Genomic DNA, 17,414 nt, shown 5'->3' on the forward strand with positions numbered 1-17,414 from the left:
CCACAAATTGGCAAATAAGTATGTGATATAGCTAACACCTTGAAACTTCTGTCGACTTAAAAGGCTTATCGGCCGAATGGATTGAAACCACCGCCCATGCCGCCCATCATGCCTTGCATGTTGCGCATCATGCCTTTCATTCCACCCTTCTGCATCTTCTTCATCATCTTCTGCATCTGAGTGAACTGTTTAAGTAGACGATTCACATCTTGTACTTGCACACCAGAACCAGCGGCAATACGTTTTTTACGTGAACCTTTTATGAGTTCAGGACGTTGACGCTCTTTCATGGTCATGGAATTGATGATCGCTTCCATCTGCTTGAACATCTTGTCGTCCACTTTGTCTTTTACGTCGGCTGGTAGCTGAGACATACCTGGTAGTTTATCTAGCATACCCATCATGCCGCCCATGTTTTGCATTTGCCCCAGCTGTTCACGGAAGTCTTCTAAATCGAAACCTTTCTTCTCTTTGAACTTTTTCGCTAGTTTTTCTGCTTTTTCATGGTCTACGTTGCGTTGTAGATCTTCAATCAGCGACAGCACATCACCCATACCAAGAATGCGTGATGCCACACGGTCTGGGTGGAATGGTTCTAGCGCATCGGTCTTCTCACCAACACCCAAGAACTTGATTGGCTTGCCGGTAATATGACGCACTGACAGCGCTGCACCACCACGTGCATCACCATCAACTTTCGTCAGAATTACACCGGTTAACGGCAGTGCATCACCAAACGCTTTCGCCGTGTTCGCCGCATCTTGACCTGTCATGGCATCAACCACAAACAGGGTCTCTACTGGGGTAATTGCAGCGTGCAGATCTTTAATCTCTGCCATCATCTGCTCATCAACCGCAAGACGACCTGCGGTATCGACTACCAATACATCGTAGAATTTCTTCTTCGCATGATCGATAGCTGCATTAGCAATATCGATTGGCTTTTGATCTGGAGATGAAGGGAAGAAATCAACACCGATATCGGTCGCTAGAGTTTCTAGCTGCTTGATCGCTGCAGGACGGTATACGTCGGCAGATACAACCAGAACTTTCTTCTTATCACGCTCTTTTAATAGTTTAGATAGCTTACCTACCGATGTGGTTTTACCCGCACCTTGTAAACCGGCCATCAAAATGACTGCTGGCGGCTGAGCGGCAAGGTTTAATGCCTCGTTCGACTCACCCATAACCGCTTCAAGCTCAGCTTGAACGATTTTAATAAACTCTTGGCCTGGAGTCAGAGATTTAGATACCTCGACACCAACTGCACTCTCTTTAACGCGATTAATAAACTCACGGACTACTGGCAAAGCCACGTCGGCTTCCAATAGTGCCATGCGCACTTCACGCAAAGTCTCTTTGATATTGTCTTCTGTAAGACGTCCTTTACCGCTGATGTTTTTCAGGGTACGGGACAAGCGATCCGTTAAATTCTCAAACATCTTGTTCTCTTCGCTAAATTCGGCGATCAATTCCCTTGAGTATACCTTAGCCAACCCTTGCTTGGCACTAGTCGATTGGAATTAGATATCTCATCTTGCACAATTCCTTGCCTATCCCCCATAGCCCAAAAGTGCGTAGCAAGGTATAATTTGTTAAAAATCCACCAGCTTAATCGAGAGTAATGGACAACTTAGTCGCAGTAAGCGCAGCAATCCTTTATATCCTAGCGATTGCCACCATCATCCCTGGTCTGGTTCATCAAACCGGCATTCGAGCAAAAACCGTTTTGGTTAGTGCCGTCCTAGCGTTGCTGTTTCACGCTTGGTCATTGAGCGATCTTATTTTTTCTGGTGCCGGGCAAAACCTCAGTATTCTCAACGTCGCCTCATTAATTAGCTTCATTATTTCGCTAGTGATGAGCACTGCGATGTTTAAAGCTCGCTTGTGGTTTATTCTGCCTGTGGTTTACAGTTTTGCAGCCATTAACTTGTTGGCGGCAAACCTACTACCAAGCAGTTACATCACCCATTTTGAAAATGATCCAAAACTACTGATTCACATTTCGTTGGCACTGTTCTCCTACTCTACCCTAACCATTGGCGCGCTCTATGCGCTGCAATTGGCTTGGTTAGACAATCGCCTTAAAGCAAAAAAAGCGTTAGTGATTAATCCTAACGTGCCACCACTGATGCTGATTGAACGTCAACTGTTTAAGATCATTTTGATTGGTACCGCACTGCTAACCGCCACATTGATTACCGGTTTTACCTTTGTGCACGATATGTTTGCCCAAGGTAAGGCTCACAAAGGGATTCTCTCTTTTATTGCGTGGATCATTTATTCGATATTGATTTGGGGTCATTACCAAAAAGGTTGGCGTGGTAAAAAAGTGACTTGGTTTGCTATTGCTGGCGCAACACTACTCACCCTCGCCTATTTCGGTAGCCGCTTTGTGCGCGAGATTATTCTTAACTAACGGCTATCATTCATCGTCTCAATGCGGACTGAGCGAGTATTGAGTCAATCAAATAGAAAAGGTGCAATTTGCACCTTTTTTTGTAGCTAAGAAATCGGGACTTTCACCATTGACTTACTCATTCAGTTAGGTCATAAATTAAGCTAAATATCACAACCAACAGGTAAGTTTTGGACGACATATCAACGGGTATCTTGTTTGCGCTACTCGCGTGTCTGATTGTCATTTCAGGTTATTTTTCAGGCTCAGAAACAGGGATGATGGCTCTGAACCGCTATCGCTTAAAACACCTATCCAATAGTGGCCATAAAGGCGCTAAGCGAGTAGAAAAACTACTCGACCGCCCAGATAGACTGATTGGTCTGATCCTCATCGGCAACAACTTAGTTAATATTCTGGCTTCGGCCATCGCAACGATTCTCGGTATGCGTTTATACGGGGATATTGGTGTGGCTATTGCCACTGGTGTTCTCACCTTGGTGATACTAGTCTTTGCTGAAGTCACCCCAAAAACCATCGCCGCGCTCTATCCAGAGCGAGTCTCTTATGCCAGCAGTATTCTTCTCTCTATATTAATGAAGCTACTTTCACCACTGGTAATGTTGGTGAACTTTATTACCAACGGTTTTATTCGTTTACTCGGGGTTAAGACTAAACACGAAGAGGAAGACCATCTGAGCTCGGAAGAGTTGCGCACTGTCGTCAATGAAGCGGGTAGCCTTATTCCACGTCGTCACCAAGATATGTTGGTTTCGATACTCGATTTAGAAAACGTCACCGTCAATGACATTATGGTGCCACGTAACGAAATCACCGGCATCAATATCAATGATGACTGGAAGTCCATCATTCGCCAAGTTACTCATTCTCCTCATGGCCGTATAGTGCTTTATCGCGATCAAATCGATGAAGTGGTTGGCATGCTACGCCTACGCGAAGCTTCTCGTTTGATGCTAGAGAAAAATGAGTTCACGAAAGAACGATTATTACGTGCGGCTGATGAGGTTTACTTTATTCCAGAAGGTACACCACTTAATGTGCAGCTACTAAAATTTCAACGTAAAAAGCAACGTATCGGTTTAATCGTCGACGAATACGGCGATATTGTTGGCTTGATTACTCTGGAAGATATTTTAGAAGAAATTGTCGGTGAATTTACCACATCTATATCCCCAAGCCTGTCAGAAGAAATTGTGCCGCAAAGTGACGGCAGTTTTTTAATTGAAGGCAGCGCCAATATTCGCGATATCAATAAAGGTTTAAAGTGGAAACTGCCTACCGATGGCCCGAGAACACTCAATGGCTTGTTATTGGAACATTTAGAAGATATTCCCGAAAGTCACCTTAGCGTTCAAGTGTGCGGTCACCCAATGGAAATCGTAGAGCTAGAAGAAAACAAAATAAAACTGGTTAAAGTCTTTCCCAAAATAAAGAAAGTTAGCTAAGTACTTTTCATCTACGCCCGAAACAAAACGCCTTGGAAAACCAAGGCGTTTCTACAACAAATTTTCGTCACCTTATTAGTCATCTTCGATGCTAAATAGGTTTTCCATGCTAAGGCCTTGCTTAACTAGAATCTCACGTAGTCGACGTAGACCTTCTACCTGAATTTGGCGAACTCGCTCGCGAGTAAGATTAATTTCACGACCGACTTCTTCCAGTGTTGAAGGCTCGTACCCTAGCAATCCAAAACGGCGCGCCAAAACTTCTTTCTGCTTAGGGTTTAACTCATCTAACCAGCCTATCAACGAATCTTTAATGTCATCATCTTGCGTCGACACTTCAGGATCTGAGTGATTCACATCAGGGATGATATCAAGCAGCGCTTTTTCACCATCACCACCGATTGGTGTATCTACCGAGCTAATGCGCTCATTAAGACGTAGCATTTTGCTCACATCTTCTACTGGCTTATCCAATTGAGTAGCGATCTCTTCAGCCGTTGGCTCATGATCAAGCTTTTGCGACAGTTCACGCGCAGTACGCAAGTAAATGTTTAACTCTTTCACCACATGAATAGGTAGGCGAATCGTACGAGTCTGATTCATTAGCGCACGTTCAATAGTTTGACGAATCCACCATGTAGCGTAAGTAGAAAAACGGAAGCCTCTTTCAGGGTCGAACTTCTCTACCGCACGAATCAAACCAAGATTACCTTCTTCAATTAAATCGAGCAGTGCTAAACCACGGTTGCTATAACGTCGAGAAATTTTCACAACTAAACGCAAGTTACTCTCAATCATGCGCTTACGTGCCGCTTCATCGCCTCGCAATGCACGTCGAGCGTAGAGTACTTCTTCTTCTGCAGTTAGGAGTGGAGAAAAACCAATTTCTCCTAAATAGAGTTGGGTTGCATCAAGGTTTTTGGTTGAAACCTCGAATTCTTCTTTAACAGTTTCTGTAGATGATGATTTTCCGCTGAGTTGTTCCTCGACATCAAAACCTTCCATGTTTTCGATATCAAACTCTTCGACTTTTGCTGCTGTGTTGCTGATACTCATAGCGCCTCCCCCTGGCGAGCTAGCAAGACATTGAATACATCTAATGTCCTTGATGGATCTCTTCTAGCAAATTATTGATAAGTAACGTCTACGGCAAGTAACGCTTCGGATTGACCGACTTACCTTCATAGCGAATTTCAAAGTGCAAGCGAACACTGTTGGTTCCTGAACTACCCATAGTTGCAATTTTTTGGCCTGATTTAACACTTTGACCTTCTTTTACTAGCAACTGGTCGTTGTGAGCATACGCGCTCAAAAATTTATCGTTATGTTTTATTATCACGAGGTTTCCATAACCTCTTAGTGCATTTCCTGAATAAACGACGGTGCCGGCAGCTGTGGATACTATTGATTGACCGCGTTGACCTGCTATATCAATCCCTTTATTTCCTTGGTCTCCCGCCGAAAAGTTTTTAATCACTCTCCCTTTAGTTGGCCATAACCACTTGGTAACCTTAACGTTACTAGATGTCGTGTTATTGACTTTTTTGTTAACATTTTGTTTACCGTTAGTGCCAACATACTCCTTTGGTTTAGATTGATCAACCCCTTTTGTAGCAGTTTTATGCGCTACTGGTTTAGTATTGTTTGTGCTTTGTTTTCTAACTTGTTGATTCGAGTTTTTACTCGAACTGCTCGCTTTTGCGGCAGCAACAGTCGAAGAGGCTGCCGCCGCTTTAGTTGACGCAACTCCTGCGCCAGTCCCAGCATACGCTGGAGCCTGATAGGCAGGCTGCCACAACTTCAGCTTTTGGCCAGGGTAAATAGTGTACGGAGGTTGCAATTTGTTGTAACGAATAATCTCCTTTACATCTTTGTCTGTGACATAAGATATAAAATAGAGAGTATCGCCCTTTTCAACTTGATAGTAACTGCCGCGATAACTGCCGCGAGAAATTGAGTCATAATCTTTATTTATACTTGATACTGGTGCGGGGGAATGAGGAGCACACCCAACGAGAGTGCAACTTAAAACCAGCGTCAATAATGAATTAGACTTAGAAAGCATGATTAAGCGAGATCACCTGCAACCAGTGGAACAAAACGTACCATTTCTATCATCTCTGACAGATATTCTTGTCCCTTTCGGGTAATTTTTAGCAATTGCTGTTCATCCACACCAACTGGAATCACCATAATGCCACCGTCACTAAGCTGTTCCAGTAAACCATTTGGAACACTCTCGGCAGCAGCGGTCACGATGATCGCATCAAACGGCGCTTTAGCCGCCCAACCTTGCCAGCCATCACCATGTTTGGTTGAAACGTTATAGATATCAAGCTGTTTTAAGCGACGCTTGGCATCCCATTGCAACGCCTTTATACGCTCAATTGAGTAAACGTGATCCACCAACTGAGCGAGAACTGCGGTTTGAAAACCCGAACCAGTGCCTACTTCTAGAACTTTGCTACCGCGTTTTAGTTCGAGCATTTCCGTCATTTTCGCCACAATATATGGCTGAGAGATCGTTTGTCCATGGCCAATTGGCAGCGCATTATTATCGTACGCTTGATGTTGCATTGCTGCAGAAACAAAGCTCTCTCGCGGTAAGCGATGAATTGCTTCCAATACCGCTTGATTTTGAATGCCACTCGCGACAAGAAACTGCATTAATTTGTCGGCATGTGGATTGACCATTATTTACTACCCTTTAACCATTGAGACATTGCGCCGATTGACTCATGAGCCGTCAAATCAACTTGGAGCGGAGTGATAGACACAAAACCCTGTTCTATCGCATAAAAATCCGTCCCTTCTCCTGCATCTTGCTCTTTACCTGGAGGCCCAAGCCAATAAATATCATGTCCACGCGGATCTTTCTGCTTGATCATATCTTCGGCGTGATGACGAGCACCTAAACGCGTCACTTGAGTACCGGCTAGATCGGCATAGCGACGATCAGGAATATTGACGTTTAATAGACGATTCGTCGGAATTGGTTGTTTGAGATGTTGCTCAACTAACTCAATCGCGACTTGTGCTGCCGTAGCAAAATTGACTTTGCCGGCTAATGACAAAGCGATGGCTTGCACACCTAAAAAATGCCCTTCCATCGCAGCGGCAACAGTACCAGAATACAGTACATCATCGCCTAAATTTGCACCGTGATTGATGCCCGACAATACCAAGTCAGGCAAGTCATCTTTCATTAGCTCATTTAATGCAAAATGCACACAATCCGTTGGCGTACCTTGCACTGAATAAGTATTGGGCGCAATTTCATTTACACGCAATGGCTGTTCCAGCGTTAATGAATTTGAGGCACCGGAGCGATTTCGATCTGGCGCCACAATAGTTATGTCGGCAAAAGGACTGAGAGCTTGAGCTAGAGAGTGAATACCTTCGGCGTGCACGCCATCGTCGTTACTCAACAATATTCTCAGGCGAGTGTCACTCATTCGTAACTGCGCTCCACTTCAATTTCTTCGATTAGCTCGCGAACTATCGCAGTTGCAAAACAACCTGCATCAAGCGCGAAACGCAGAGTGATGTCATTATCTTCCACACTCCATGTTAGGTTTTGTGGTTTCAAAGCAATCTCACGGCGATCATGGCGCATACGGTTGCCACGAATCAGTGCCATAAGATCAGGTTCTGCATCTAATTGTGGCTGCTCTAATTCCAGAGCTTTAGCTTGTGTCGGCAGCACATTATCACCGGCTAACGCAGCGGTAATGAGGTATTCGCCTGCCATGACCTTTTCAATCATATCGGCGATATTGGCTTGTTCAACAGGGAGTAAGTCACGACCCGCTTGCAGCAAATCACCCTCTACCGCTTGGGCAAAAACGCCTTGCTCAATACGCGCAGAAACGATGGCATTAAAAATCCAAGAACGTGCCGCTGATAAATACAGGCTGCGCTTATTCTGATTGCGCGTGCGAACATTTTCACGTCCCCAACGGCGCGCTTCAGTTACGTTATTACCATCATGACCAAAACGCTGACTACCAAAGTAATTTGGCACACCAGTTTGAGCGATGTTTTCTAGACGTGTCACCACCTCTGCCACATTCGTCACTTCAGCCATAGTGACAACAAATTCATTACCCACCAAATCACCAGGGCGCAATTTTTTGTTGTGGCGATCTGTCGCTACAATTTCGATCGATGGGTATTGAGCCAAAAATTCCGTAAAGTCTGGCGTTTCACCTTTTGGTAAATGCACGCTCAGCCACTGCTCTGTCACTGCATGGCGATCTTTAAGGCCCGCCCAGCTGACATCTTTCGATTTTACACCACACGCTTTTGCCAATTCATTGGCGACAAAACTGGTATTTTCACCCGTTTTGCGAATACGTACCATCAGGTGTTCACCTTCACCGGTGAAATCGAAACCTAGATCTTCATATACTTGGAAGTGCTCCGGCTTTAACTTAAGTTTGCCTTGCGCGGTTGGCTTGCCATTTAAATAAGCGAGCGAAGATAAAATGTCTGACATGTTGTATTCCACCGCTTGTTGATATGAACAACAAACGATTTTGATTAATTTTGTTTAACTAGTAGCACCACCGCTTCACATGCGATGCCCTCTTTTCGGCCAGTAAAGCCAAGGCGTTCTGTTGTTGTTGCCTTGACATTTACATTACCAATTCCTGTTTCTAAATCTTCAGCAATTGCTGCGCACATGCTCTCAATATGAGGAGCCATCTTTGGTGCTTGGGCCATGATGGTGACATCCGCATTGCCGATTACATAACCCTGCTCTTTCACGCGGCGATACACATCACGCAATAGCATACGGCTATCTGCCCCTTTCCACTTATCATCGGTATCTGGAAAATGTCGACCGATGTCACCGGCAGCAATAGCACCTAGCAATGCATCACTTAAAGCATGTAAAGCGACATCACCATCCGAATGGGCGACCAAACCTTGTTCATAAGGAATGGCAACGCCACCGATAATCACAGGACCTTCGCCACCAAATTTATGTACGTCAAAACCGTGTCCAATTCGCATCATGGGTTATCCTATATTTCTCTGTAAGTAGAACTCAGCTAATGCGAGATCTTCTGGTTGAGTAATCTTTATATTGTCAGCTGCCCCTTGGACAAGCGCAGGTTGAAAGCCCGCCCACTCCAATGCTGATGCTTCATCAGTAATGATAGCACCTGCCGCCAAAGCCTTTGACAGGGTCTCAACCAATTGCTCTGCCTTAAACATTTGCGGGGTCAGAGCATGCCACAAATCGCTACGCTCAACGGTATGGTCAATATCGTGATTTCCATTTGCGCGTTTCATAGTATCGCGCACCGGTGTTGCCAAGATACCGCCAACAGGATGCACAGATGCCACTTCAATCAGCGTATCTAAATCCGACGCACGTAAACAAGGTCTAGCTGCATCATGCACCATTACCCATTTGCTTAGCTTCTGCTCGGCGACATATCGCAGCGCTGACAACACGGAATCTGCACGCTCTTTTCCCCCGGAAACACGCACGACTTGTGGGTGAGCAGCAATACTCAGCTCTGGGAAATAGGGATCGCCTTCAGTAATTGCTACAACGACTTGGCTGATCTGTTGATGTGCAAGCAACTTGTCGACAGTATGCTCAAGCACCGTCTTCTGCCCAATCATCAGATATTGCTTAGGTTTGTTGGCTTTCATACGACTGCCGACACCTGCGGCGGGAACTATCGCAACGATGCCTTGAGTGGTTATTGCTGTCATGTTACTGGTGTTCCTCTCCAATCATGCGGTAGAAGGTTTCACCTTCTTTTACCATGCCGAGTTCGTGTCTCGCGCGCTCTTCAATGGCATCTAACCCTTGGCGCAAATCGTCAATCTCAGCAAACATCTCGGTATTACGCGCCGTTAAATTGCCATTAACTTGTTGCTGAACCTCGATCTCTGAACTAACTGTCTGATAATCAGTCATTCCATTTTTTCCTAGCCACCAGGTGTACTGAAGCCAGCCAAGGAGTAACAATAATGTCAGTGCTAAAACTCGCATAAAATTTTGTTAGAGAAGAAAAAAGAAAGACCACATATATACCACAATGTCGCATTGGGCGCGAGATTGGGTTATGTGGCCTTTTTATAGAAGATATAGGGAATGGATTAATTAAACGCTAAGAATGCCAATAAGCCAAAACCAAGAATCAGGCGATAAATGACAAATGGAGTCATGCTAATGCGCGCAATTGCCTTCAAGAAAAAGTGAATACAAAAGTATGCACTCACAAACGAAGTTAAAATCCCTGTCAGCAAGAAGCCATAGTGAATTGGCTCACCACTGGTAACAAGCTCAAGGCCAAGATAACCACCCGCCAAAAGAATGATTGGAATCGACATTAGGAACGAAAAACGTGCAGCCGCTTCACGAGTAAATCCAAGGTACAATGCCGCTGTAATGGTCGCTCCAGAGCGTGAAGTGCCCGGAATAATTGCCATCGCTTGTGCTAAGCCAATGAATAGCGCTTTCTTCCAACCCGCTTGGTATTCATCACTCACCAAGCTCGCGTTTCTGTCGACATACCACAGTAACAAACCAAAAATTACGGTCGTGGTCGCGAGTACCCAAGCACTACGTAAATAAACCTCAACGATATCCTTCATTAATAGCCCGAAGATACACGCTGGAATGGTGGCCAATAGAATCATCCAAGCCAATTTAGCTTCTTTACTTCGATCACCTTTAAAAATCGAAGCGAAAAATGCCGAAAGCAAACTTACCACTTCAGCACGGAAATAAATCATCACAGCCGCTAGCGTTCCGACATGAACTGCAACATCAAATGCCAAGCCCTGATCTGGCCATCCAAATACCGCAGAAGGCAGAATCAAATGCGCAGAGCTAGAAATTGCAAAACTCAGTCAAACCTTGAATTAAAGCCAATAAAACGCTTCTAAATAACTCATTGTGTACTCATTAAAGAAATATATTGTTAAAACCAAAGCGCGATTTTCTTGAGCGAATCAATGTGCTTCGCTTGGTGATAAATCTGCGCGATAGTTTGCCCGTCATTTGGGACAACCAAATCAGGACATAATTCATAAAGAGGTTGGATGACAAACGCATACTGATAAATATCGCTACGTGGCACGGTTGGATTTTGCTCTGAAGTTTGCTCACCAAACAAAACAATATCCAAGTCTAACGTGCGTGGCTCAAACTTAGCCGCATTCGCTTTACGCCCTAACTTCAACTCAATTTTACGCAGGGCATGTGAAAAGTCTGTCAATCCCATATCGGTTTTCATTTCGACCACGAGATTGTAAAAAGGCTCACCCGCAAAACCAACCGCTTCACTCTCATAGATGTTTGAAAGACGGCTAATTTCTCCAATATGAGACAATTCAACAATCGCAGCGTTGATATGTTTTTCTCGTTCTAAATTTGAACCAATACCGATATAGGCAGTGATCATATTTGCCCTCGTTCAATCACCACACCGACACCTTTTGCTTGAGGCACTGCACTAGGCTTGGTCAGACGAATCTTAATCCACGGCACACTAAAGCGAGTCATAATCAATTCAGCAATTTCCTCTGCGACTCGCTCGACTAGCAAAAAGCGACCATTAACAATATGCTCGATCACCGCTTGACTAACTTGCGCATAATCTAATGCATCTGCCACATCATCACTTTTACCTGCTTTACGATTGTCATGTGCCATCTCAATATCAAGCACTAGCTTTTGTTTGATGCCTTGCTCCCAATCGTAAACGCCAATCGTGGTGATCACTTCAAGTTGCTCTATAAATACTTTGTCCATGCTCTAGCGCTTCCTGTACAGGTCGGATACCTAATAAAGATAAAAAATCGTACTATTTGTTTACCTTGAGTAGTTTGCTCAATGCAAGCACGATATGATATCAAACAAACATCAGTTTCATCGAGCACCCATTTTATGACCCCACTAGCACTTGCCATGATCATTTCAGCCTATTTATTAGGCTCGATCTCAAGTGCGGTCTTAATTTGTCGCGTACTCAAATTAGACGATCCACGTAAAGTTGGCTCCCACAACCCTGGAGCCACCAATGTGCTGCGAATTGGTGGGCGCAAAGCTGCACTTGCGGTACTGATATGCGACATGCTTAAAGGCACCATTCCTGTTTGGGGCGGCTATTTTCTCGAGATCGAACCATTAATGCTCGGCATTGCCGCGATTGCAGCCTGCTTAGGCCATATGTACCCGCTATTTTTCCACTTCAAGGGGGGGAAAGGGGTCGCTACTGCACTTGGCGCGATTGCACCAATTGGTCTCGATTTAACCGCTATGGTGATGGCAACTTGGCTGATCATCGCTTTAGTATTCCGCTATTCGTCCCTAGCTGCGATTATCACTGTACTGCTAACGCCAATGTACACCTGGATGATCAAACCGCAATATACTCTGCCGGTAGCGATGCTTTGCTGCTTGATCATCTTCCGCCATCATCAAAACATTCGCCGTTTATTTGAAGGCACTGAACCTAAGCTTGGCGAGAAAAAGCCTAACCAAGCTTGAGGATCTATTTGATCATTCTTATTTAAAGCCGATCTGCGCAAGAAAGCTTTGCAGCATTGTATTCACCATTTCTGGTTGCTCTAAGTTTGAGATATGTCCAGCCTGCGGGATCTGCACTAACTGCGAACCACTGATACAGTCTTGCATGAGATAAGACTCAAGCACCGGCCGCGGCTTATCTTCTTGCCCCACGGCAATAAGCGTTGGTAATGCAAACTTTTCTATCTCTTCAATCATATCTCGGCGTCCGAATACCATTCGCCCGATACGTGCGATTTCTGCTGCTCGCTCACTTTTGATCGCACGTAGGCTTGCGGTGAAAGCCTCGACCAATTGTGGATTATCTTGCAAAACATTATTGGCAAAAAATAGCGGCACTATCGCTTCAATAATGGCCTCCGGAATAGCTCGCTGCTCTTCAATGGTTTGTAGCATTGCCCAGTATTTTCGATGAGCGACTTCTGGTTCTAAGCCAACGAAGGTATCCATCAATACTAAGCCTTTGACTCGTGATGGCGCTAATGAAACCAGCTCAGTTCCCCACATGCCGCCCACTGACAAACCAACCAAAACAAACTGATCGATATCTAAATGATCCAGCAATGCCAGAACCTGCTGAGCATAATCTTGTAAAGTGCGAGTGTTTGCTGGCGCAGAGTCTGAGTCACCATGCCCCCATAGGTCCGGCACAATGCAGCGATAAGATTGGCTGAGAACTTCAATTTGCGGCGCCCACATTTGGTTATCCCACAAATAACTGTGCCCCAGCACGATGACAGGACCTTGCCCCACGTCTTGGTAAGCCATTTGCTGGCCTTCAATTATAAATTTGTTCATATCTCTATACTTATTATTCTGCTCTAAACACAAAAAAGGCCGCTGTAAAGCGACCTTTCTATATAACTATTAAGCAATAGGATCCAATTGATCAATTGGCCAGCGAGGACGAGCTTGTACCGCAAGATCCGCTACTTCGCCATTTTTCAGACGTTGCATACCAGCGTAGGCGATCATTGCACCATTATCGGTACAGAATTCAGTGCGTGGGTAATACACTTCACCGCCAATTTTCTTCGCCAATTTTTCTAACTCAGCACGAAGGCGCTTGTTGGCACTTACGCCACCAGCAATAACGATACGTTTGAAACCCGTTTGATCCAATGCTCTCTTACATTTGATCGCTAATGTGGCACATACCGCTTCTTCAAACGCTAACGCGATATCGGCACGAGTTTGCTCGTCATCACCATTAGCTGCAATCGTATTTGCAGTAAAGGTTTTTAGGCCAGAAAAGCTCATGTCCAAGCCTGGCACGTTAGTCATTGGGCGCGGGAACTTAAAGCGACCCGGTGTACCTTTTTCTGCCAACTTAGACAGCAGTGGACCACCCGGGTAATCCAAGCCCATCAATTTCGCCGTTTTATCGAACGCTTCACCCGCCGCATCATCGATCGACTCGCCAAGGATCTTATATTCACCAATGCCTTTTACTTCAACCATCATTGAATGACCACCAGAAACCAACACCGCAACAAATGGGAACGGCGGTGGGTTATCTTCTAGCATCGGCGCAAGTAAGTGACCTTCCATATGGTGAACAGGTACAGCTGGCACACCCCAAGCATAGGCAAGGCTGCGACCAATCGTTGCGCCCACTAATAGCGCGCCAACTAAGCCAGGACCTGCGGTATAGGCAATACCATCAATGTCTTTTGGTTCTAAATTTGCATCAGCCATTGCAGCTTTGATCAATGGGATCGTTTTCTTTACGTGATCACGTGAGGCAAGTTCTGGCACTACACCGCCGTAATCAGCATGCAGTTTGATCTGGCTGTAAAGTTGGTGAGAAAGCAGGCCTTTCTCATCGTCATAAATGGCGATGCCTGTCTCATCACAAGATGTTTCGATACCGATAATGCGCATGGTCTACTCGGGTGTTTTCTTGATTATTACAAATTGGCGGCAATCTTACCTTGCCTTGCTGTTGCAAACAAATTTTGTACAAACTTCACTAAAATATATTTACATCTTCCCCACTACAATAATGGAAAAACCGCTATTTTCGCAGCAAAGATAGCCAACTTTTGGTTGCTGTCTGAGACAAATTTGTCACAAAAATCGACCCTCTTGTTTTAACCTCTAAGATACTGATTTAAAAACAACAACCAAGCGATCCACACTAAGCCTTACGCAATCTGGCTTGATGGACTAAACTGCCCCCTTGCATTACATGGGTATATACTCGACAAAGTGCTTTACAAAGCCATAGTGATCGGATTAAAATTCCGCACCATTTTTGATCAAGCTGGTTATAGACCGAACAGAGTCGTTCGGACTGTCAATTACCAGCGTTAACGAATTAACCCCCGAGGTGAAAGGCATATGCCAGTAGTTAAAGTACGTGAAAACGAACCGTTCGACGTTGCACTACGTCGTTTCAAACGCTCTTGCGAAAAAGCAGGTATCCTTTCTGAAGTGCGTCGTCGTGAGCACTACGAAAAACCAACTACAGTTCGCAAACGCGCTAAAGCAGCAGCTCAAAAGCGTCACGCTAAGAAGCTAGCTCGCGAAAACGCTCGTCGCGTTCGCCTGTACTAATAACTAAGTCCCACAGGATAAAGTTATGGCTCTGATTGATACTCTCAAAGAAGAGCAAAAATTAGCGATGAAAGCCAAGGACAAATTGCGCCTTGGCACTATTCGTTTAGCCTTAGCAGCGATTAAGCAACGTGAAGTTGACGAACAGATCACTCTGAACGAAGACGACATTCTTGCTGTGCTGACCAAAATGGTTAAACAACGTCGCGACTCTGTCGCTCAATTCGAATCAGCAGGTCGTCAAGATTTAGCTGATGCGGAAAACGCAGAAATTGCTGTACTTGAAGATTTCATGCCACAAGCGCTTACCGACGAAGAAGTTGCTCAGCTAATTGAAGCTGCGATGACTGAGTCTGGTGCAGCCGGTATGCAAGATATGGGTAAAGTAATGGCCGTTCTTAAACCGCAAATTCAAGGGCGCGCAGATATGGGTAAAGTAAGTGGTTTAGTTCGCGCTAAACTGGCTTAATTATCCAACCCTATTGCAGCAAGCCGTGCAATCCTATGGAACGCACGGCTTGTTTGTATCTGGATAACGGAATTTCCATGGCAGCACACTGTCATATATAGTTATCCCACCCACTATTTTCTTTTTTGTTAGGTTTTATGGCTGGACACATCCCTCGTAGTTTTATTGATGACCTGCTAGCTCGACTTGATATCGTCGATATCATTGACGCACGGGTAAAACTTAAGAAAAAAGGCAAGAACTACGGCGCTTGTTGCCCTTTCCACAACGAAAAGACCCCATCCTTTAGCGTTAGCCAAGAGAAGCAGTTCTATCACTGTTTTGGCTGTGGCGCGCACGGTAATGCCATCGACTTTATGATGGAATATGAACGTCTTGAATTCGTTGAAGCAATTGAAGAGCTCGCCTCATTCTTGGGTTTAGATGTTCCTCGAGAACAGCGCCAAGGTGGCAACTTCCGCAATGATCAACCACATGCCAATAGCGATCAAAAACGCAGCTTATATGATCTTATGGCGAGTATTGGTCAGTTCTATCGCCAACAGCTTAAGCAACCAAGCAGTAAAGTAGCGATTCAATATCTTAAAGATCGTGGCTTATCTGGTGAGATCGTACAGAAGTTCGGCATTGGTTATGTTGCCGACGAATGGGATTTAGTGCGCAAGAATTTTGGACAGCACAACGATGCCCAAGAGATGCTAGTCACTGGCGGGATGTTGATCGAAAACGACAACGGTAACCGTTATGATCGCTTCCGTGGTCGTGTGATGTTCCCTATTCGCGACCGTCGTGGCCGTGTAATTGGTTTTGGTGGTCGTGTTATTGGCGAAGGAACACCGAAGTACCTTAACTCACCAGAAACCCCTATTTTTCATAAAGGCAAAGAGCTTTACGGCCTTTACGAAGTATTGCAAGCGTACCGTGAACCTCCTCGAATCCTAGTCGTAGAAGGCTATATGGACGTGGTGGCATTAGCGCAATATGGTGTTGATTACTCGGTGGCTTCACTGGGTACGTCAACGACCGGTGATCATCTGCAAGTGCTGTTTCGCCAAACCAGTACTGTTGTCTGTTGTTACGATGGTGACCGCGCAGGTAGAGAGGCAGCTTGGCGAGCAATGGAAAATGCGCTGCCGTATTTGACCGATGGTCGCCAATTGAAGTTTATGTTCTTACCTGATGGTGAAGATCCGGACTCTTATATTCGTCAACACGGCAAACAAGCTTTTGAACAACAAGTCGAGACCTCCATGCCTTTGTCTGACTTTATGTTCAGTTCGCTAATGCAACAAGTCGATGTATCAAATAAAGAAGGGATGGCGAAACTGACCAGTCTCGCTCTACCGCTGATCGATAAAGTGCCCGGTGGTACCCTGCGCTTGTATTTACGAGACCTACTCGGTAAACGCTTGGGTTTGATGGATGATCGTCAACTTGAGCAACTTATCAGTAAAGAAGGTAAGAAAGAAACTAGAGCTTTGCCGCATCAAGAGATCAAACGTACTCCAATGCGTGAAGTTATTGCTTTGCTTATTCAAAATCCGAGCTATGCTGATATGGTACCGGATCTAAGTAGTGTGAAGAATCTAACAGTTCCGGGGCTAAGTTTATTGCTTGAAGTGCTTGAATATTGTCAACAGCATCCCCATATCACTACAGGTCAATTATTAGAGCAGTGGCGAAATAGCAATCAGTCCGCTCTAATGTCACGTCTCGCGGGATGGGAAATTCCCCTCGATGACGACAATGAAATGGATATATTTTTAGACTCACTGGACCGAATTCTGTCTCAGTGCGTTGAGAAACAAATTGAAAATCTGCAGGCCAAAGAAAGAAGCATCGGCTTATCAGCCGACGAAAAAAGGGAGCTCCTAGCCTTAATGCTAGATTTGAAAGCGTAACCCTGTTTGTATAGGCAGCAATCAATTAATTTGTTAACATGTATGGTTTGCATATCGCATA

Annotated in this window: 19 protein-coding genes and 1 pseudogene; 6 read left to right on the top strand and 14 right to left on the bottom strand. The window is 45.0% G+C overall.

Annotated elements, in window-relative coordinates; genetic code table 11:
- Nucleotides 1–65: 65 nt before the first annotated feature.
- Nucleotides 66–1,442 carry a signal recognition particle protein gene (gene ffh, locus Vt282_RS11910; protein WP_162045542.1) on the bottom strand — a complete coding sequence of 459 codons (1,377 nt, stop codon included), beginning with the start codon at nucleotides 1,440–1,442 and terminating at the stop codon, nucleotides 66–68.
- Nucleotides 1,443–1,624: 182 nt separating this feature from the next.
- Here ffh and Vt282_RS11915 point away from each other — a divergent pair, with 182 nt between their 5' ends.
- A complete protein-coding gene (locus Vt282_RS11915; protein WP_162063473.1) occupies nucleotides 1,625–2,419 on the top strand; it encodes a cytochrome C assembly family protein in 795 nt (264 codons plus the stop codon).
- Between the two features lie 170 nt (nucleotides 2,420–2,589).
- Entirely contained in the window at nucleotides 2,590–3,864 is a 1,275-nt protein-coding gene (locus Vt282_RS11920) for an HlyC/CorC family transporter (protein ID WP_162045540.1), read from the top strand.
- 75 nt (nucleotides 3,865–3,939) lie between these two features.
- On the opposite strand, the gene rpoS is transcribed toward Vt282_RS11920, so the two are convergent.
- From rpoS to folB, 11 genes and pseudogenes are all read right to left on the bottom strand, one after another.
- Nucleotides 3,940–4,920 (bottom strand): RNA polymerase sigma factor RpoS, encoded by a 981-nt coding sequence (gene rpoS / locus Vt282_RS11925; protein ID WP_162063474.1) that lies wholly within the window; start codon nucleotides 4,918–4,920, stop codon nucleotides 3,940–3,942.
- Between the two features lie 88 nt (nucleotides 4,921–5,008).
- The gene (locus tag Vt282_RS11930; protein ID WP_162045538.1) at nucleotides 5,009–5,929 is read right to left on the bottom strand and encodes a peptidoglycan DD-metalloendopeptidase family protein; all 921 of its coding nucleotides are present in this window, start codon (nucleotides 5,927–5,929) and stop codon (nucleotides 5,009–5,011) included.
- 2 nt (nucleotides 5,930–5,931) lie between these two features.
- Nucleotides 5,932–6,558: a protein-L-isoaspartate(D-aspartate) O-methyltransferase gene (locus Vt282_RS11935; protein WP_162063475.1), complete on the bottom strand. Its 627-nt coding sequence runs from the start codon at nucleotides 6,556–6,558 to the stop codon at nucleotides 5,932–5,934.
- A complete protein-coding gene (gene surE / locus Vt282_RS11940) occupies nucleotides 6,558–7,304 on the bottom strand; it encodes a 5'/3'-nucleotidase SurE (protein ID WP_162047508.1) in 747 nt (248 codons plus the stop codon). The genes Vt282_RS11935 and surE overlap by 1 nt, the downstream gene beginning before the upstream one ends.
- A gap of 11 nt (nucleotides 7,305–7,315) precedes the next feature.
- Nucleotides 7,316–8,362, bottom strand: coding sequence for a tRNA pseudouridine(13) synthase TruD (gene truD / locus Vt282_RS11945; protein WP_162063476.1), 1,047 nt, complete (start codon nucleotides 8,360–8,362; stop codon nucleotides 7,316–7,318).
- Nucleotides 8,363–8,406: 44 nt separating this feature from the next.
- Entirely contained in the window at nucleotides 8,407–8,886 is a 480-nt protein-coding gene (gene ispF / locus Vt282_RS11950) for a 2-C-methyl-D-erythritol 2,4-cyclodiphosphate synthase (RefSeq protein WP_162063477.1), read from the bottom strand.
- A 3-nt stretch (nucleotides 8,887–8,889) separates the two neighbouring features.
- Complete coding sequence (gene ispD / locus Vt282_RS11955) at nucleotides 8,890–9,597, bottom strand: 2-C-methyl-D-erythritol 4-phosphate cytidylyltransferase (RefSeq protein ID WP_167515605.1); 708 nt, start codon at nucleotides 9,595–9,597, stop codon at nucleotides 8,890–8,892.
- Nucleotide 9,598: 1 nt separating this feature from the next.
- Nucleotides 9,599–9,880, bottom strand: a complete 282-nt coding sequence (ftsB, locus tag Vt282_RS11960) for a cell division protein FtsB (protein WP_162045533.1) — start codon at nucleotides 9,878–9,880, stop codon at nucleotides 9,599–9,601.
- 107 nt (nucleotides 9,881–9,987) lie between these two features.
- Nucleotides 9,988–10,788 (bottom strand): annotated as a pseudogene (locus Vt282_RS11965) (undecaprenyl-diphosphate phosphatase).
- Between the two features lie 26 nt (nucleotides 10,789–10,814).
- The gene (folK, locus tag Vt282_RS11970; protein ID WP_162045531.1) at nucleotides 10,815–11,297 is read right to left on the bottom strand and encodes a 2-amino-4-hydroxy-6-hydroxymethyldihydropteridine diphosphokinase; all 483 of its coding nucleotides are present in this window, start codon (nucleotides 11,295–11,297) and stop codon (nucleotides 10,815–10,817) included.
- Nucleotides 11,294–11,647 carry a bifunctional dihydroneopterin aldolase/7,8-dihydroneopterin epimerase gene (folB, locus tag Vt282_RS11975; RefSeq protein WP_162063479.1) on the bottom strand — a complete coding sequence of 118 codons (354 nt, stop codon included), beginning with the start codon at nucleotides 11,645–11,647 and terminating at the stop codon, nucleotides 11,294–11,296. The genes folK and folB overlap by 4 nt, the downstream gene beginning before the upstream one ends.
- 135 nt (nucleotides 11,648–11,782) lie before the next feature.
- On the opposite strand from folB, the gene plsY reads away from it, so the two are divergent.
- Entirely contained in the window at nucleotides 11,783–12,385 is a 603-nt protein-coding gene (gene plsY, locus Vt282_RS11980) for a glycerol-3-phosphate 1-O-acyltransferase PlsY (RefSeq protein WP_162045529.1), read from the top strand.
- Between the two features lie 18 nt (nucleotides 12,386–12,403).
- Here the strand turns inward: plsY and Vt282_RS11985 are convergent, their stop codons facing one another.
- Both Vt282_RS11985 and tsaD read right to left on the bottom strand, forming a co-directional pair.
- Complete coding sequence (locus Vt282_RS11985) at nucleotides 12,404–13,222, bottom strand: alpha/beta fold hydrolase (protein ID WP_162063480.1); 819 nt, start codon at nucleotides 13,220–13,222, stop codon at nucleotides 12,404–12,406.
- 69 nt (nucleotides 13,223–13,291) lie between these two features.
- The gene (gene tsaD / locus Vt282_RS11990; protein WP_162063481.1) at nucleotides 13,292–14,308 is read right to left on the bottom strand and encodes a tRNA (adenosine(37)-N6)-threonylcarbamoyltransferase complex transferase subunit TsaD; all 1,017 of its coding nucleotides are present in this window, start codon (nucleotides 14,306–14,308) and stop codon (nucleotides 13,292–13,294) included.
- 459 nt (nucleotides 14,309–14,767) lie between these two features.
- On the opposite strand from tsaD, the gene rpsU reads away from it, so the two are divergent.
- The 3 genes from rpsU to dnaG all read left to right on the top strand — a co-directional run bounded on the left by rpsU (nucleotide 14,768) and on the right by dnaG (nucleotide 17,353).
- A complete protein-coding gene (rpsU, locus tag Vt282_RS11995; protein WP_001145625.1) occupies nucleotides 14,768–14,983 on the top strand; it encodes a 30S ribosomal protein S21 in 216 nt (71 codons plus the stop codon).
- A gap of 25 nt (nucleotides 14,984–15,008) precedes the next feature.
- Complete coding sequence (locus Vt282_RS12000) at nucleotides 15,009–15,452, top strand: GatB/YqeY domain-containing protein (RefSeq protein WP_162045526.1); 444 nt, start codon at nucleotides 15,009–15,011, stop codon at nucleotides 15,450–15,452.
- A gap of 137 nt (nucleotides 15,453–15,589) precedes the next feature.
- On the top strand, nucleotides 15,590–17,353 hold the full coding sequence (dnaG, locus tag Vt282_RS12005; RefSeq protein ID WP_162063482.1) for a DNA primase: 1,764 nt from the start codon (nucleotides 15,590–15,592) through the stop codon (nucleotides 17,351–17,353).
- Nucleotides 17,354–17,414 lie beyond the last annotated feature (61 nt).

The sequence above is a fragment of the Vibrio taketomensis genome, from assembly GCF_009938165.1.
Lineage (GTDB): Bacteria > Pseudomonadota > Gammaproteobacteria > Enterobacterales > Vibrionaceae > Vibrio > Vibrio taketomensis.

Coding starts and splice junctions, on each gene's coding strand:
- Vt282_RS11915 (WP_162063473.1), top strand. CDS start 1,625: ATGGACAACTTAGTCGCAGTAAGCGCAGCAATCCTTTATATCCTAGCG.
- folK (WP_162045531.1), bottom strand. CDS start 11,297: ATGATCACTGCCTATATCGGTATTGGTTCAAATTTAGAACGAGAAAAA.
- ispD (WP_167515605.1), bottom strand. CDS start 9,597: ATGACAGCAATAACCACTCAAGGCATCGTTGCGATAGTTCCCGCCGCA.
- tsaD (WP_162063481.1), bottom strand. CDS start 14,308: ATGCGCATTATCGGTATCGAAACATCTTGTGATGAGACAGGCATCGCC.
- plsY (WP_162045529.1), top strand. CDS start 11,783: ATGACCCCACTAGCACTTGCCATGATCATTTCAGCCTATTTATTAGGC.
- ispF (WP_162063477.1), bottom strand. CDS start 8,886: ATGATGCGAATTGGACACGGTTTTGACGTACATAAATTTGGTGGCGAA.
- ftsB (WP_162045533.1), bottom strand. CDS start 9,880: ATGCGAGTTTTAGCACTGACATTATTGTTACTCCTTGGCTGGCTTCAG.
- rpsU (WP_001145625.1), top strand. CDS start 14,768: ATGCCAGTAGTTAAAGTACGTGAAAACGAACCGTTCGACGTTGCACTA.
- Vt282_RS11935 (WP_162063475.1), bottom strand. CDS start 6,558: ATGGTCAATCCACATGCCGACAAATTAATGCAGTTTCTTGTCGCGAGT.
- truD (WP_162063476.1), bottom strand. CDS start 8,362: ATGTCAGACATTTTATCTTCGCTCGCTTATTTAAATGGCAAGCCAACC.
- rpoS (WP_162063474.1), bottom strand. CDS start 4,920: ATGAGTATCAGCAACACAGCAGCAAAAGTCGAAGAGTTTGATATCGAA.
- Vt282_RS11930 (WP_162045538.1), bottom strand. CDS start 5,929: ATGCTTTCTAAGTCTAATTCATTATTGACGCTGGTTTTAAGTTGCACT.
- Vt282_RS12000 (WP_162045526.1), top strand. CDS start 15,009: ATGGCTCTGATTGATACTCTCAAAGAAGAGCAAAAATTAGCGATGAAA.
- dnaG (WP_162063482.1), top strand. CDS start 15,590: ATGGCTGGACACATCCCTCGTAGTTTTATTGATGACCTGCTAGCTCGA.
- Vt282_RS11985 (WP_162063480.1), bottom strand. CDS start 13,222: ATGAACAAATTTATAATTGAAGGCCAGCAAATGGCTTACCAAGACGTG.
- folB (WP_162063479.1), bottom strand. CDS start 11,647: ATGGACAAAGTATTTATAGAGCAACTTGAAGTGATCACCACGATTGGC.
- ffh (WP_162045542.1), bottom strand. CDS start 1,442: ATGTTTGAGAATTTAACGGATCGCTTGTCCCGTACCCTGAAAAACATC.